The following is a 14104-nucleotide window of genomic DNA, read 5'->3' as shown; positions in this document are numbered from 1 at the left end:
GGGTTACCTGTCCGAATAAGCAAGCGTCATCAGGCGGCCGCGTTCCGGTCGCGCCGTCTCGTCGCCGCAAAGGCGCAGGCAGGCCCAGGCGGTGGCAAGGTTGCTGGTGACGACCGGCTTGCCGGTCGCAGCCTCGATTTCAGCCGCCACCCCCGCCGCCCGAACCGCTGTGCAGGAGATGAAGAGTGCGTCGCTATCGGGCGCAGTCGCGTCCTTCGCGAAGGCAACGATCTCCTCCGTGGAAATGCGTGCCATCTCCCGATCGTCGGTGAGGCCAAGGCAGGTAAAGCGGGCAATGTCGAAGCCGAGCGCCTGGAAATAGTCGGCCATCGGCTTGCTGGTTTCGATCGTATAGGGCGTCAGCACCGAAATCCGCTTCGCGCCGAAGGCCCTTAGGCCCGAGGCAGCCGCCGCCGTGGGCGTGACGACGGCGGCGGTGGGCTTGGCGGCTCGCACGGCCGCCCGTACTTCCGCGTCGCCTATGACGACGGAGGCGGAGGTGCAGGAATACATGACGACGTCGAGAGGTTCGTCCGGCAGGATCAACGCGGCCGCCGATGTCAGCGAGGGCTGCATGGCGCGCAGGTTTGCCGGCGTCACCGGGTTGGCGTAGGGGATGCGGGTCGCGTAGACGCCGATCCGCTCGCTCGCCACCATCCGCTGGAAGTCCACTTCCGTCGTGTGATCAGTCGCAAGGACGATCAGGCCGACGCGTTTATCGAGCGGACGATCGTCCAATTTCGGCGCACGCGCGGCGAGCTTAAGGTCGAGCGTCTGCATCAGTGTTCCTCCACCCGGGCGTAACGTTCCTCCAGCCAGCGCAGGAAGACGACGGAGATCAGGCTCATGATCAGGAAAAACACACCAACCAGCGTCATCGGTTCGATATAGCGATAGCTGCTGTTGGCGACACTTTTCGCCTGGTTCATCAGTTCGAGCACGGTGATGGCCGAGAGCAGCGGCGTCTCCTTGAACATGGCGATGAGATAGTTGGCGAGCGCCGGGATCATTGGCGGGATCGCCTGCGGCAGGATGACGTGGATCCAGGTCTGGCGTCCCGTGAGGTTCGTGGCCTTCGCCGCTTCCCATTGACCGCGCGGCACATTCTCGATGCCGGCGCGGTAGACCTCCGCCGCATAAGTGCCGTAGTGCAGCCCGAGCCCGATGATGCCGGCGAGCAATGCCGGCAGCCGAATGCCGATGTCCGGCAACACATAGAAGATGAAATAGAGCTGCACGAGCAGCGGCGTGCCACGAATGAACTCCACGACGAAAGCCGTGGCGCGGGCGATCGGCTTTGGTGCAGTCATGCGCAGGATGGCAAAGACGAGGCCGATGACGGCGGCGAGCGCCGCACCGAACACGGTGGCCAGAATGGTGATCTTCAGGCCCTCGATGAGGGTCGGCATGATTTCCCAGACGAAGTTCCAGTCCCATTCCATCGTCAGGTCCTCACGCCATCGAGGCCGCGTGTGACCCGGCGTTCCAGCCAGCGCATGCCGTGGGAGATGGCAAGCGCCATCAGGAAGTAGAGCACGAGGATCGTTGCGAAAGGAACGAGCGTGCTGCCTGTCTGGGCGCGCACCACCTGCGCCTGGAAGGTCATGTCGGTCAGCGAAATTAGCGAGACGACGGCCGTGCCCTTCAAGAGTTCGATCGCATTGTTGCAGAAGGTTGGAAGCATCAGCGGCAGGGCCTGCGGAAGAATGACGTAACGCATCGACTGATACCGCGAGAGATTGAGGGCAATGCAGGCTTCGCGCTGCTCGCGGCCGATCGCCTTGACGGCGCCGCGCACGACTTCGGCCCCATAGGCCCCGACGTTCAGCCCAAGCGCCAGAACACCCGCTTGTAGCGGCGACAGCGTCAGCCCGGCGAAAGGCAGGACGAAATAGACCCAGAAGAGTTGGACGAAGATCGAAGTACCGCGGAAAAACTCGATATAGGTGGTGGCGAGCGCGCGAACCGCCAGGAAGCGGCTGACGCGCCCGAGGCCGGCGACGAACGCCATGACGAGAGCGAGCACGGAGCCGAGCACGGTGAGCTCAAGCGTCACGAGCGCGCCTTGCAGGATCAGTCCTATGTAACCGGACCAGTCGGTCATCGTTCTTCCATATAGCAAGGGGATGGCTGCCTCTCCCCGAACGGGGGGAGAGGACGGATTGCTGCGGCGCTTACTTGGCGGCGCAGAGCTTCTCGCGTGTCGTTGACATCGCGGCCGCAGCCGAGAAGCCATAGGGTTCGATGATCTTGGCGAACTCGCCCGACTTCTTGAGCTTGGCGAGTTCCACGTCAAAGGCGTCGCGAAGCGCCTCGTCGCCCTTCTTGAAGGCCGCGCCGTCGCAATAGACCGGCGCGCCTTCGACCGGCGCCACGACTTCGACACCGGGATCGTTCGCCTTGGCGACGAGATCGTTGATCGAAAGCACCGGCAGCGAATAGACGTCGATACGGCCGTCCTGCAGCATCTTCAGCCCGCTCTGGCCATCCGGAACGACAATGACGCGTTCGCGCGGCACGCCAGCTTCAAGCGCGAGCTTCTCTTCCGTACCGCCACCGGGCGCCCCGATCTTGGCATCCGGATTGTCGGCAATATCCTTGTAGCTCTTGAGCTTGAGCGGGTTGCCCTTCTTCAGCGCGAAGGCCTCGGCATCACACAGGATCGGCTCGGAATAGGCGACGGCGCTGCAACGCTCCGGCTTCATGAAAAGACCGGCGGTGATGACATCGTGCCGGCCGGCCTGAAGACCCGGGATCATCGCGCCATATTCCGAGATCGAGGCAACGATGTCGTTGACGCCGAGGTGCTTGAAAACCTCACGCGCCACGTCAGGCGCAGCACCTGAAACCTTGCCGTCGGCGGCAACCGCCGTGAAGGGCGGTTCGTTCGCGATGGCCACACGGGCGAACCCCTGTTCCCGCAGTTCCTCAAGCTTGCTGTCGTCGGCCCAAGCGGGCGCCGCGGCGACGATCGCCGTCAGGACGCCCGCGCCGGCGGCCATGGTCAAAAAGGTCCTCATGCTCATTGTTCCGAACTCCTCTGGCTGTCCCTGTTGTTGTTTGGAGCATTGTTTCCGGGTGGCGAAGCCACTCAGACGCGGTGCCCTGCCGCGATGATCTTGCGCAGGAAGGTCTGCGTGCGCTCCTGCTTGGGATTGCGGAAAATCTCGTCGGGCTTGCCTTCCTCGACGATTTTGCCGCGATCGAAGAAGAGGATGCGGTCGGCGAAATCATGGGCGAAGCCCATCTCATGCGTGACGAGCAGCATGGTCATGTCGGTCTCGATGGCGAGCTTGCGCATGACGTTCAGCACTTCCTCGACCAGTTCCGGGTCGAGTGCGGAGGTCACCTCGTCGAACAGCATGATCTTTGGCGAGAGAGCGAGCGCACGCGCAATGGCAACGCGCTGCTTCTGTCCGCCGGAGAGTTGCACGGGCATGCTCTTCGCCTTGTCGGCCATGCCCACCATGTCGAGAAGTTCCATCGCCCGTTTCTCGGCCGCCGCCTTTGCCACGCCCTTCGTCAACATCGGAGCCAACGTGACATTGTCGAGCACGCATTTGTGCGGGAAGAGATTGAAGTGCTGGAAGACCATGCCAATCTTCTCGCGCATCTTGTGAAGATGGCGATCGTCGGCGGGCGCGAGACTGCCATTCTTCGGCATGTGATAGAGTTGGTCGCCATCGACCTCGATGTGGCCGCCGCTGATCGCTTCCAGCGTCATGAGAATGCGCAGGATCGTGGTCTTGCCGGAGCCGGAAGGGCCGATAAGCGCCAGCTTTTCACCTGGCAGCACCTCCATCGACAGACCGTCGAGTACGGTCAAGGGACCGTAGCGCTTGGTGATGTTGTCGATGCGGATGATCGGCGCGGCCATGCATGTCTCTCCCTGTTGAGACAAGTGATGCAGCAACGATGCGCGGCAATTAAAATCATGTCAATCCGAATAATAATATCAGTACAATTATTGCTCCGCTGCCCAATTGGCAGGCATCTTCCTCAGATCGCGAGCAGCAGCGCCTCCGGGTTTCCGCTGGCCAAAGAGGAGAGAATGCCGAGGCCGGTGCGCAGTTCCTGCTCGGTCGTCGAGCCGAGCGAAATGCGCACCGCCGGATGCCAGCCCTCGTCCGCCGTGCGGAAAGAAGAACCAGGCGCAATCGCGACGCCACGCAGGCGTGCCTGAGAAACGAAACCTTCTTCCGTATGCCCTTCCGGCAGCGGCAACCAGACATGCAGGCTCTGCGGGTGGGAACAGTGAGACAGGCCCGCAAGGGCCTCTTCCGCAATGGCATGGCGAACGGCAAGCGCCCGGCGCTGCCAGTTGACGAGCTCCATCGCCGTGCCGTCGCTGACCCACAGCGTCGCGATCTCCGCGATCGAGGGCGTCGCCATCCAGTTGGAAACGAGGTGTCGGTTGGCGACGGCCGCGACATAACGATCCGGCGCAGCAAGATAACCGATGCGCAGGCCCGGCACCGTGATCTTGGTGAAGCTCGTGACGTAGAGAGTGCGCTCCGGCGCATAAGCCGCGATCGGCGGTGCCCGACCTTCCACCAGCGGCCCCAGAATGTCGTTCTCGATGATCGCGATATCGTGGCGCCGTGCGACCTCCGCGAGCGCCTGCCGGCGCTCGGCGCTCATCAGCGCCGCGGTCGGATTGATCACCGAAGGCTGGAGAAATACGGCGCGGATGACGCCTTTGCGGCAGGCCTCGTCAAGCGCCTCAGGGATCATCCCTTCGCGGTCGATCGGCAAACCTTCGAGGTGGAGGCCGAGATAGCTGGACAGCGGCACGAGCGTGTGATGGCTGATCGCCTCCGTCGCAACGGTGGAACCGGGCGGCGCGACGCTCATCAGCGCCACCGTCATGCCCGAGGTGGCGCCATTCGTGAGGCTGATGTTCAGCGGCGAAACATCGAGCCCGCAGCGCGCCAGCCAGTCGGCAGCGACGTTGCGATGGCGCGGGAACACCATGTTCGGCCGGAAGGAGAGCGCCGAACTCGACGGCAGGTTTTCCGCCAGCCACGCGAAGGCCCCCCGCATGCGCTCCAGGTGCAGCTGCTCGCAGACGGGTTTGAGGATCGAGAGGTCGACCAACTCGCCGAGACGCTCGGGCAAATAGGGCGGCTCGGGTTCCTTCGGCCTTGTCTGAACGAAGGAGCCTCGGCCGATCTCGCCGGAAATGAGCCCGCGCCTAATAAGCTCGTCATAGGCGCGACTGACGGTTTGCACGGAAAGCTTCAGGTCGTCGGCAAGCTTTCGATGCGGCGGAAGGCGTGTCCCGTTCGGTAAATGGCCTTCCTGGATGGCGCGGGCAATCTGCTCGGCAAGGGAGAGATAGGCCGGCCGGCGCAATTGGGATATGTCAGGTCGCCAATTTGTCATGATTTTGACAGTGCGCAAAATCAGTTCAATTGACAACGCCAAAATGCCTTCCCATTGTCTTTTTCTACATTTTGACGTGATCTTCGCCTGGAGGGCGCCCGAATGAAACTCGACGCCATTGACCTGCGCATCCTTGAAGCGATTCAGCAGAACGGGCGAATTACCAAGCTGGCACTGGCGGAAAAGGCGGGCCTTTCACCAACGCCTTGCTGGCTGCGCCTGCGAAAGCTGGAAAAGGCGGGTATCGTAACGGGCTATCATGCCCGCGTCGCCGTGCGGCGCGTCGCACCGGTCGCCAGCGTGATGATGGAGGTGACGCTCGCCAATCATCGGCAGGCGGATTTCGAACGATTCGAGCGGACAGTCGCGGCAACGCCTGAGATCGTCGCTTGCTGGTCGGTCGGCGGCGGCGTCGATTACATCCTGAAGATCATGGCGCCCGACATCGACGCCTATCAGCGCCTCGTCGACAGCCTGCTCGACCGCGAACTCGGCATCGACCGGTATTTCACCTACATCGTCACCAAGACGGTGAAGGAGGAGACCGTACTGCCGCTCGAGACGCTGCTTCCCGCTGCCGAATAGAGAGATTGTCTACGACCGCCCCTGTCTTTGGCTCAAGTCTCTGCCGACCACCCCGGCTATAGACAATCTGTCGCCGTCCCTCTGGCAGACTTCCTCTGCACAACAAGAGGAGGCCGCCATGACCGCCGTATTTGCCCGCACCACCTTTCACGACGCCCTCGGCCGCCTTGCCGACCCGCACCTCTTGCGGGAGCTTTCCTATGTCGGAGGGCGCTGGATCGCCGGTCGTGAAGGCGCGAGCTTCAAGGTGACCGATCCTGCCTCCTCGGCAACACTCGCCTGGGTCGCGGCCCTTGATGCCGAGCAGACCGGAGAGGCCATCTCGGCCGCCACCGACGCGCTTGGCACCTGGCGCGGCATGCTGCCGCAACAGCGCGCCCAGATCCTGCGCAGATGGCATGACCTGATGCTGGAAGCCCGCGAGGACCTTGCGCTCTTGATGACGCTGGAACAGGGCAAGCCGCTTGACGAATCCCGCGGCGAGATCAACTACGCGGCGTCCTTCATCGAGTGGTATGCCGAAGAAGGAAAACGGCTTAACGCCGAAGGCGTCACCAGCCACCTTTGCGGAGCCGAGATGATCGTCCGCCGCGAGGCTCTCGGCGTGGTCGGCATCGTCACGCCGTGGAATTTTCCTTCCGCCATGATCACCCGGAAAGCGGCGGCCGCACTTGCTGCCGGCTGCACCGTCGTTGCCCATCCCTCCAGCGAAACGCCGCTTTCCGCGCTCGCCCTTGCCGAACTCGGCGAACGAGCCGGCATTCCAGCCGGTGTCTTCAACGTGCTGACGGGAGACGCCGCCACGATCGTCAGCCGCATGAACGCCGATCCGCGCATTCGGGCCATGAGCTTCACCGGGTCGACGGAAATCGGCAAGCTGATTGCGCGCCAATGTGCCTCGACCATGAAGCGACTGATCATGGAACTCGGCGGCCATGCGCCACTGATTGTCTTTGCCGATGCCGACATCGGCAAGGCCGCCGACATAGCAACGGCCGCCAAGTTCGCCACATCCGGCCAGGACTGCCTTGCGGCGAACCGGATCTATGTCGAGCGTTCCGCACTCGCGGACTTCACGGCGGCCTTCAAGGCGCGCATCGAAGCGCTGAAGGTTGCTTCAGGCCTTGAGCCGGGTGCCGAGATCGGCCCGCTGATGCATGAGCGTGCCATAGCCAAGGTGGAAGAACAGGTCGCCGATGCGCTTGAGCGCGGCGCAAAACTCCTGGCCGGCGGCAAGCGCCACCGGGCAGGCACCCTCTTCTACGAGCCGACGCTTTTGACGGATGTGCCCGACGATGCGCTGATCATGCGTGAAGAGACCTTTGGCCCGGTTGCCGCCATCACCGCGTTCGACAGCGAGGACGACGTCATCGCCCGCGCCAACGACACCGACTACGGCCTCGTCGCCTACGTCGTGACCGAGAACGGCGCACGCCAGTTTCGCCTTGGCCGTGCGCTCGAATACGGAATGGTCGCGATCAACCGCGTGAAGATCACCGGCGGGCCGATCCCCTTCGGCGGCTGGAAACAGTCGGGTCTCGGGCGTGAAGGCTCGCGCCACGGCATCGAGGCTTTCACCGAACTCAAATATCTCTGCATCGATACGGCCGCCTGAGCCCGGGCGCCACATCCATACGCGAAAGGAACGATCATGCTCGACAGAAGCAACGAACTCACGGCCTGGGACCGCGATCACTTCTTCCACCCATCCACGCATATGGGCATGCATGCCCGCGGCGAGACGCCGACCCGTGTCATCGGCGGCGGTGAAGGGGTCTATATCACCGACACGAACGGCCGGACGAGCCTCGACGCCTTTGCCGGCCTCTATTGCGTCAACGTCGGCTACGGCCGCCAAAAGATCGCCGATGCGATCGCCGCGCAGGCTAAGAACCTCGCCTATTATCACGCCTATGTCGGCCACGGCACGGAAGCCTCGATCACGCTTGCCAAGATGATCATCGATCGTGCGCCGCAAGGCATGAGCCGCGTCTATTTCGGTCTCTCCGGCTCGGATGCCAACGAGACCAACATCAAGCTGATCTGGTACTACAACAACATTCTCGGCCGTCCGGAAAAGAAGAAGATTATCTCCCGCTGGCGCGGCTATCATGGCTCCGGCGTCATGACCGGCTCGCTGACCGGCCTTCATCTCTTCCATAACGCCTTCGACCTGCCGCGCGCGCCGATCCTCCACACCGAAGCGCCGTATTTCTTCCGCCGCCCGGACCGGTCGATGGATGAAGAGCAGTTCTCGCAGGATTGCGCCGACAAACTCGAAGAGATGATCCTGGCCGAAGGCCCGGAGACGATCGCCGCCTTCATCGGAGAGCCGATCCTTGGCACTGGCGGCATCGTGCCGCCACCAAAGGGCTATTGGCAGAAGATCCAGGCCGTGCTCGAAAAATACGACATCCTGCTCGTCGCCGACGAGGTCGTGACGGGGTTTGGCCGCCTTGGCACGATGTTCGGCTCCGACCACTACGGCATGCGGCCCGATGTCATCACCATTGCGAAGGGCCTCACTTCGGCGTACGCGCCGCTTTCGGGTACGATCGTCTCGGACAAGGTATGGCAAGTGCTGGTGCAGGGTTCCGACGAGCTGGGCGCGATCGGCCACGGCTGGACCTATTCCGCCCATCCGATCTGCGCGGCCGCGGGCGTTGCCAATCTCGAACTGATCGACGAGTTAGGGCTCGTTGAGAATGCTGGCAGCACGGGTGCTTATTTCCGTTCCGAACTGACGAAAGCCCTTGGAGGCCACAAGCATGTGGGCGAAGTGCGCGGCGACGGATTGATGGCCGCGATCGAGTTCGTCGAGGATAAGGACGACCGGATCTTTTTCGACCCAGCCAAGAAGATCGGTCCGCAGGTCGCGGCAGCCCTTCTCGAACGCGGCGTCATCGGCCGCGCCATGCCGCAAGGAGATATCCTGGGTTTCGCACCACCACTCTGCCTGACAAGGGAAGAGGCCGACATCGTCGTGAAGGCGGCCGCAGATGCGGTCACGTCCGTGCTCGGCTCGAAGTAAAGCCCGGCGAGCAGGAAAGCGTGACAAATAAGAGCTTGGGCCCGGCGGGGCAAACGGCCGGGCCTAAGCTCGAAGCTGCTCGAGAATCCTTCCCTGAGTTCCCTCTCCTTGGGCTCGGTTCAGCGTCGGGGTGACGCCTAAGATTGCCACCAACGACATGGCGCTGATGATCAGCCTCGCCTGGCGCCGGCATCACTTTCGGCATGCAGGAAAGCTTTCGCGCATGGATCGAGCGAGGCGACCTTGCTACCGGTACTGGAGGCTTACAGCCCGAGCTTCGCCGGGTTCTATCTCTGTTACCCGAGCCCGCTCAACATGGCCGCGAAACCGCGCCGGGATTCTCATCCTTTGGGCTTTCGGATTCGGGCGCTTAGCAGCCCGTTAGATCTCGTCCCTGACTAGGGTTCACGTCTTTCTTGGCCAGACCGGGCGGGCAATCTTTGTTCGGGACCTTATCCTGCGCTTGCCCAGCGGCACTGTTATCATTGCTCTTCACACTGCCGGTGGTCTCGCTTGAATATGGCCTATTTCCCTTTTGGTCCGCCTTACAATTCGGGCTACCCGGCTTGCATTTTTCCAAATTCATCGAAGGCCGGCCCCCTCCGGTAGTGCTGGTGCCGGACTGCGCAGAGGCACTCAGGCTGGCCACTGAGAAAAGGGCGGCCGCTAAGACAGCGGATGCAGCGATTTTCATCTCTAAACTCCATTTGTTGTTTCCAGGCGGCGGCCTCGCACCCACTCAACGAACCTCCCGCTTCAGGAAATGTTCCCGGCGATCCCAGCGAACATCCATGGAGCTTTTCACCAAAGAGATTACCTCGAGGCTGGGCGGCCAATAGTCGCAATCGCCCGCCGGCGGCGGCCATGACCTGGTCGCCCAGTCGAAACACAGGACTTAAATATGGCCTGCAAAGCAGACCAGCCAAGGAAGATGTCAACATTCATTGGAGCACCATGGTCCGACGGACCCGCAAGACTAAGGACGAACCTCATGCGAGCGAAGTCTCCGGAACAGAAATTTCATAGCGGAGTTGGAAAGTAGTCCCCGCATGAGCGTGGGAATTACAACAATCAGACTGGAGAAGAACATGAAAACACTTGTCAGCTCCGCGCTTGCAGGTCTGTTTCTGCTCGGCGCTTCTAGTTTCGCCGTGGCTCAGTCGGTCGTTATCAGCCCAGAGCAGGAAACGGTCGTTCGCGAATACGTAAAGAAGAAGCCAATTGCTTCTATCAACCTGCCTGGAGTAGAGCTCAATGTCGGCTCGACGGTTCCCGAGACAGTAGAACTGCATACGATTGACGCGCCGGACGTGAAGTATCGTTATGTGGTTGTTGACAACCGCACCGTGCTGGTGGACCCCGAGACCCGCAAGATTGTTCGGGTTCTCGACTAATCCTCGTACACGCGCCCCTTCCCTTCAGGGAAGGGGCAGCTCGGCCGTGCGGGGCTGGAGGCGGTTCGATTGCAGTGAGCGGCGGGCCGACCAACCTCGAGCGATAGGAAACATTCCCTGTGGGACTTCAGCCGCTGTTCCAGAATTTAGTTTCGTCGTCATGCGGAGCCATCGCGTTAATTTCTCCAGGGCCCATGTGAAGCCCCTCCCTTTCTCAGGACAGGTCAGCTGTTGCGACAATGCTCTGATGAACTTCTCTTGGTGAGCCGTTGTCAGCGCTGAATGCGAAACCGATACCTGATAGCGCAATCGACAGTGAATCCGAGAGCGCGAGGGCAAGGCACTCGCGACCTCGAAAGGCTCCGGCGAGAACGGATCGAGCGGAACCTGCTCGCCGCGGCCGGAAGGCAACACCAAAGGCTCGAAGCGCTTCTGGAGCTGCTTAGTGATTTTGACCCGAACGAAACCGACGCGATTGACGACGGCACGCTGGTCGAGGCAGGCCTGCTCTTCGCCGATATCGCTGCAGCCGCAGAATTGGGGGCCTATCTGCCACGACACTCGCGCCAGGTGCGCCATTCATCCGACGTGATGCCCGACCAGCCGACGGCAAAGGCTGCTCCGGGTTCGTCGTTCATGCGGTTCTTCCTCTCGACAGGTGTTCCTTCCGGACGCAGATTGCCCCTTTTTCGACTATCGGGACGCAGATGGCGCACCGCAGTTGTAGCGGATGCATCGGCACACGAAGAAGCGCGGGACCGGGGAACCGGAACTCACGCCTGCACGCCTGTGGTAGGCTAGAAACGGTCGACGTCGACGATCGCCTCGGCGAAGGCGGACGGCGCCTCCTGCGGCAGGTTGTGGCCGATGCCGCCGGTGATCAGCCGATGCTCGTACTTGCCGGAGAAACGTTTTGCATAGGCCGCAGGATCCGGATGCGGAGCGCCGTTGGCGTCGCCCTCAAGCGTGATGGTGGGGACGGTAATGGTCGGGAATTCGGCGAGCCGTTTTTCGAGGTCGTCATATTTTACTTCGCCCTCGGCGAGACTGAGACGCCAGCGGTAATTGTGGATCGAGATGTCGACATGGTCGGGGTTCTCGAGCGCCTCGGCGCTCTTGTCGAAGGTGGCATCGTCGAAATTCCACTTGGGCGAGGCAAGCTTCCAGATCAGCCTGGCGAACTCCTTGTGGTTCTGCTTGTAGCCGGCATAGCCCCGCTCGGTGGCAAAATAGAACTGGTACCACCAGGCAAGCTCCGCCTGCGGCGACAGCGGCTTCCTGTTCGCCTCCTGGCTGCCGATGAGATAGCCGCTGACCGAAACCATGGCCTTGCAACGCTCGGGCCAGAGGGCGGCGATGATGTTGGCGGTCCTCGCGCCCCAATCGCAACCGCCGATGATTGCCTTCTCGATCTTGAGGGTGTCCATCAGAGCGACAATATCGGCGGCGATCGCCGCCTGTTGGCCGTTGCGAGGTGTGTCGGCGGAGAGAAACCGGGTCGTGCCGTAGCCGCGCAGATAGGGCACGATCACACGATAACCGGCATTTGCCAGCAACGGCGCAACGTCCACATAGGTATGGATGTCATAGGGCCAGCCGTGCAGCAGGATCACGACGGGAGCGTCGCTGACGCCAAGTTCGGCATAACCGACGTTCAAGACACCCGCATCGATCTGCTTGATTGCAGCAAAGGATTTGTTCGTTCCGGGGGTGATGGCCGGCAGGCGCGGAGCCTCGCTGTTTCCCGATTGAGCTCTGGCGACGCTTGCCGAAACGAACTGCGTCGCCGCCAGCGAAAGCGCGATTGCGCCGATGAAACGACGGCGTGGGTGGTTGATTTCGTCCGACATGGCTGCCTCCGGTGAACTGAATTGTCATCAGATATGGAGCGCCGATGTATCGCGGTCGTGTGCTCAGCGGCTCACATTGAAAGCGCATGTAGAAAAGGCAGATCTCGGACACACGGTGATACAATCATCCTGCGGCCGCTTCTCTGCCGTCTAAGATCAGGCGATGCCTTCGCGCGCATTGCGCCGAATCGTCTGCGGTGGCTGTCCGAGCGTACGCAGAAAAGCCCGACGCATGCGGTCGCTGTCGGCGAAGCCGGTTTCCTCGGCGATCACGTCCATCGAGTGGCGCCCCTGCTCCATCAGCAGGCGCGCCGCTTCCACGCGCAAATGCTCGACCGCTTTCGCCGGCGACTGTCCGGTCTCGGAACGGAAGGCCCGACTGAACTGGCGCGCACTCAATCCTGCAGCATCCGCCAGTTCCTCGACGGACAAGACGTTGCGCAGGTTGGCCTTGGCATAGTTGACCGATTTCTGGATGCGATCTGACTTCGGGTCCAGTTCGAGCAAGGCGGAAAACTGCGACTGACCTCCGGCGCGTCGGTGGTAGACAACCAGCTTGCGGGCGACCTGGCGCGCGACGTCCTCGCCATGATCCTTCTCGATCATCGCCAGCGCCAGATCGATGCTGGCCGTCATGCCGGCAGAGGTCCACACGCTGCCATCGACGATGAAGATCCGATCTTCCTCGACCTGCACCTCGGGGAAACGCTCCCGCAACTGACGTGCGAATACCCAATGGGTCGTGGCGCGACGGCCGTCGAGCAATCCGGACTCCGCCAGGATGAAGGCACCGGTGCAAGGCGCGGCCACCCGCCGCGAGGCCTTGAGCGCGTGGCGTGCGAAGGCGACCAGTCCGGAAGATACCGGTTCGATTTCGGTGCCCGCGCCAAACATGACCGTGTCATAGATCGTCTCGTCGAAGGCTTTCGTCAGGACGCCGAAGCCGGCGGACGACTTGATCTCGCCGCCGAACTCCGACAGCAATTCAATCTCGTAGGCCTGTTCGCCGAGCGCCAGATTGGCGATTTCGAAGGCGGTGACCGCCGCGAACCCCATGAGCTGGAACCTTGGAAAGACGACGTAGCCGATCCGGTGCATGTCAAACACCCTGTCTGGAATGGTCGTTTATACCATATTTGCGCCATAGGGGAAACGCGACGGTCGAGGCTGCTGCCTATTCGGGAAGCGGCTTTCCGGCCTGCTCCGCGACCATGTATTCGGCATACCAATCCGGCCAATTGTGATCGTGCTCACCGCCATTGCGTTTCTCATGCTCGCCGTGCGCGGCGGCGGCGCGACGCAGTACTGCGGCAAGATCAGCAACCGAAGCGAAGCCCGTAACGTCGCCATCGACACGTCCGGGCAAACGCTCGGTCACTTCCTGAAGCAGCCAACCGTTGCCGTCGGGGTCGCTGAAGGTCGCGTAGGAGCGGTAGCTGCGGCGCGCCGGATCGCGACCGACGATCGGCGGCTTTCCGGGGCCTTCGCGGTGGAACACCTCGCTCACCTCGGCGCCGCGTTCAATGAGTTCGGCACGCGCGGCTTCGATATCCGAGACGACGAGATAGAGACCGCCGGCCGAGCCGGGGGTGGCCGAGGTGAGCCCCGTGCCAAAGTGGATCGACGCCGGCGAGCCCGGCGGCGTGAACTGGACGACGCGAAACGTATCGCCGACGGGAAAGTCGGCATCGAGTCGCCAACCAAGACGACCGTAGAAGGTCTTGGCGCGATCGACGTCCGAGACCGGAATGACGGCGACCTCCAACTTCAGGTCAACCGAAGGCGCTTTGTTGTTGCTATCTGCACGTGTCATGACACTTCTCCTGTTGTTGCGACGACGGGCGCGCTTGCCGCACGCC

The 14104-nt window shown here is 62.1% G+C and carries 13 protein-coding genes and 1 pseudogene; 5 read left to right on the top strand and 9 right to left on the bottom strand.

Translation table 11 applies throughout. The features are described 5' to 3' along the window. Positions 1 to 3 precede the first annotated feature (3 nt). From eutA to ACQ5BM_RS13310, 6 genes are all read right to left on the bottom strand, one after another. Positions 4 to 780 carry an ectoine utilization protein EutA gene (gene eutA, locus ACQ5BM_RS13335; protein WP_429811676.1) on the bottom strand — a complete coding sequence of 259 codons (777 nt, stop codon included), beginning with the start codon at positions 778 to 780 and terminating at the stop codon, positions 4 to 6. Further along, positions 780 to 1442: an ectoine/hydroxyectoine ABC transporter permease subunit EhuD gene (ehuD, locus tag ACQ5BM_RS13330; RefSeq protein WP_429811673.1), complete on the bottom strand. Its 663-nt coding sequence runs from the start codon at positions 1440 to 1442 to the stop codon at positions 780 to 782. The genes eutA and ehuD overlap by 1 nt, the downstream gene beginning before the upstream one ends. Positions 1443 to 1444: 2 nt before the next feature. Continuing rightward, positions 1445 to 2104, bottom strand: a complete 660-nt coding sequence (gene ehuC, locus ACQ5BM_RS13325; protein WP_429811670.1) for an ectoine/hydroxyectoine ABC transporter permease subunit EhuC — start codon at positions 2102 to 2104, stop codon at positions 1445 to 1447. A gap of 70 nt (positions 2105 to 2174) precedes the next feature. Beyond that, a complete protein-coding gene (gene ehuB, locus ACQ5BM_RS13320; RefSeq protein WP_429812040.1) occupies positions 2175 to 3020 on the bottom strand; it encodes an ectoine/hydroxyectoine ABC transporter substrate-binding protein EhuB in 846 nt (281 codons plus the stop codon). 71 nt (positions 3021 to 3091) lie between these two features. Then, a complete protein-coding gene (gene ehuA / locus ACQ5BM_RS13315; protein ID WP_429811667.1) occupies positions 3092 to 3877 on the bottom strand; it encodes an ectoine/hydroxyectoine ABC transporter ATP-binding protein EhuA in 786 nt (261 codons plus the stop codon). Between the two features lie 122 nt (positions 3878 to 3999). After that, the gene (locus ACQ5BM_RS13310; RefSeq protein WP_429812037.1) at positions 4000 to 5421 is read right to left on the bottom strand and encodes a PLP-dependent aminotransferase family protein; all 1422 of its coding nucleotides are present in this window, start codon (positions 5419 to 5421) and stop codon (positions 4000 to 4002) included. A gap of 66 nt (positions 5422 to 5487) precedes the next feature. On the opposite strand from ACQ5BM_RS13310, the gene ACQ5BM_RS13305 reads away from it, so the two are divergent. The 5 genes and pseudogenes from ACQ5BM_RS13305 (at position 5488) to ACQ5BM_RS13285 (ending at position 10395) form a co-directional block, all read left to right on the top strand. After that, a complete protein-coding gene (locus ACQ5BM_RS13305) occupies positions 5488 to 5970 on the top strand; it encodes an Lrp/AsnC family transcriptional regulator (protein ID WP_429811664.1) in 483 nt (160 codons plus the stop codon). 118 nt (positions 5971 to 6088) lie between these two features. Next, positions 6089 to 7585 carry an NAD-dependent succinate-semialdehyde dehydrogenase gene (locus ACQ5BM_RS13300; protein ID WP_429811661.1) on the top strand — a complete coding sequence of 499 codons (1497 nt, stop codon included), beginning with the start codon at positions 6089 to 6091 and terminating at the stop codon, positions 7583 to 7585. A gap of 36 nt (positions 7586 to 7621) precedes the next feature. Then, positions 7622 to 9001 (top strand): aspartate aminotransferase family protein, encoded by a 1380-nt coding sequence (locus ACQ5BM_RS13295; RefSeq protein ID WP_429811658.1) that lies wholly within the window; start codon positions 7622 to 7624, stop codon positions 8999 to 9001. Between the two features lie 118 nt (positions 9002 to 9119). After that, positions 9120 to 9403 (top strand): annotated as a pseudogene (locus tag ACQ5BM_RS13290) (hypothetical protein); the annotation flags it as partial. 686 nt (positions 9404 to 10089) lie between these two features. Continuing rightward, the gene (locus ACQ5BM_RS13285; RefSeq protein ID WP_429811655.1) at positions 10090 to 10395 is read left to right on the top strand and encodes a DUF1236 domain-containing protein; all 306 of its coding nucleotides are present in this window, start codon (positions 10090 to 10092) and stop codon (positions 10393 to 10395) included. Between the two features lie 797 nt (positions 10396 to 11192). Here the strand turns inward: ACQ5BM_RS13285 and ACQ5BM_RS13280 are convergent. The 3 genes from ACQ5BM_RS13280 to ACQ5BM_RS13270 all read right to left on the bottom strand — a co-directional run bounded on the left by ACQ5BM_RS13280 (position 11193) and on the right by ACQ5BM_RS13270 (position 14058). After that, positions 11193 to 12245: an alpha/beta fold hydrolase gene (locus ACQ5BM_RS13280; RefSeq protein WP_429811652.1), complete on the bottom strand. Its 1053-nt coding sequence runs from the start codon at positions 12243 to 12245 to the stop codon at positions 11193 to 11195. A 156-nt stretch (positions 12246 to 12401) separates the two neighbouring features. Further along, complete coding sequence (locus ACQ5BM_RS13275) at positions 12402 to 13343, bottom strand: GlxA family transcriptional regulator (RefSeq protein WP_429811649.1); 942 nt, start codon at positions 13341 to 13343, stop codon at positions 12402 to 12404. A gap of 76 nt (positions 13344 to 13419) precedes the next feature. After that, positions 13420 to 14058, bottom strand: coding sequence for a VOC family protein (locus ACQ5BM_RS13270; protein WP_429811646.1), 639 nt, complete (start codon positions 14056 to 14058; stop codon positions 13420 to 13422). Between the last annotated feature and the right edge of the window lie 46 nt (positions 14059 to 14104).

Origin of the sequence: Ensifer sp. B1-9 (assembly GCF_050474445.1) — a bacterium.
GTDB lineage: Bacteria > Pseudomonadota > Alphaproteobacteria > Rhizobiales > Rhizobiaceae > Ensifer.
The sequence above is the reverse complement of the archived record's forward strand: the minus strand, read 5'-3'. Positions and strand labels throughout refer to the sequence as shown.

What these genes read in the sequence shown, in the direction of transcription:
- eutA (WP_429811676.1), bottom strand. Translation starts at nt 780, where the DNA reads ATGCAGACGCTCGACCTTAAGCTCGCCGCGCGTGCGCCGAAATTGGAC.
- ehuD (WP_429811673.1), bottom strand. Translation starts at nt 1,442, where the DNA reads ATGGAATGGGACTGGAACTTCGTCTGGGAAATCATGCCGACCCTCATC.
- ehuC (WP_429811670.1), bottom strand. Translation starts at nt 2,104, where the DNA reads ATGACCGACTGGTCCGGTTACATAGGACTGATCCTGCAAGGCGCGCTC.
- ehuB (WP_429812040.1), bottom strand. Translation starts at nt 3,020, where the DNA reads ATGAGGACCTTTTTGACCATGGCCGCCGGCGCGGGCGTCCTGACGGCG.
- ehuA (WP_429811667.1), bottom strand. Translation starts at nt 3,877, where the DNA reads ATGGCCGCGCCGATCATCCGCATCGACAACATCACCAAGCGCTACGGT.
- ACQ5BM_RS13305 (WP_429811664.1), top strand. Translation starts at nt 5,488, where the DNA reads ATGAAACTCGACGCCATTGACCTGCGCATCCTTGAAGCGATTCAGCAG.
- ACQ5BM_RS13300 (WP_429811661.1), top strand. Translation starts at nt 6,089, where the DNA reads ATGACCGCCGTATTTGCCCGCACCACCTTTCACGACGCCCTCGGCCGC.
- ACQ5BM_RS13295 (WP_429811658.1), top strand. Translation starts at nt 7,622, where the DNA reads ATGCTCGACAGAAGCAACGAACTCACGGCCTGGGACCGCGATCACTTC.
- ACQ5BM_RS13285 (WP_429811655.1), top strand. Translation starts at nt 10,090, where the DNA reads ATGAAAACACTTGTCAGCTCCGCGCTTGCAGGTCTGTTTCTGCTCGGC.
- ACQ5BM_RS13280 (WP_429811652.1), bottom strand. Translation starts at nt 12,245, where the DNA reads ATGTCGGACGAAATCAACCACCCACGCCGTCGTTTCATCGGCGCAATC.
- ACQ5BM_RS13275 (WP_429811649.1), bottom strand. Translation starts at nt 13,343, where the DNA reads ATGCACCGGATCGGCTACGTCGTCTTTCCAAGGTTCCAGCTCATGGGG.
- ACQ5BM_RS13270 (WP_429811646.1), bottom strand. Translation starts at nt 14,058, where the DNA reads ATGACACGTGCAGATAGCAACAACAAAGCGCCTTCGGTTGACCTGAAG.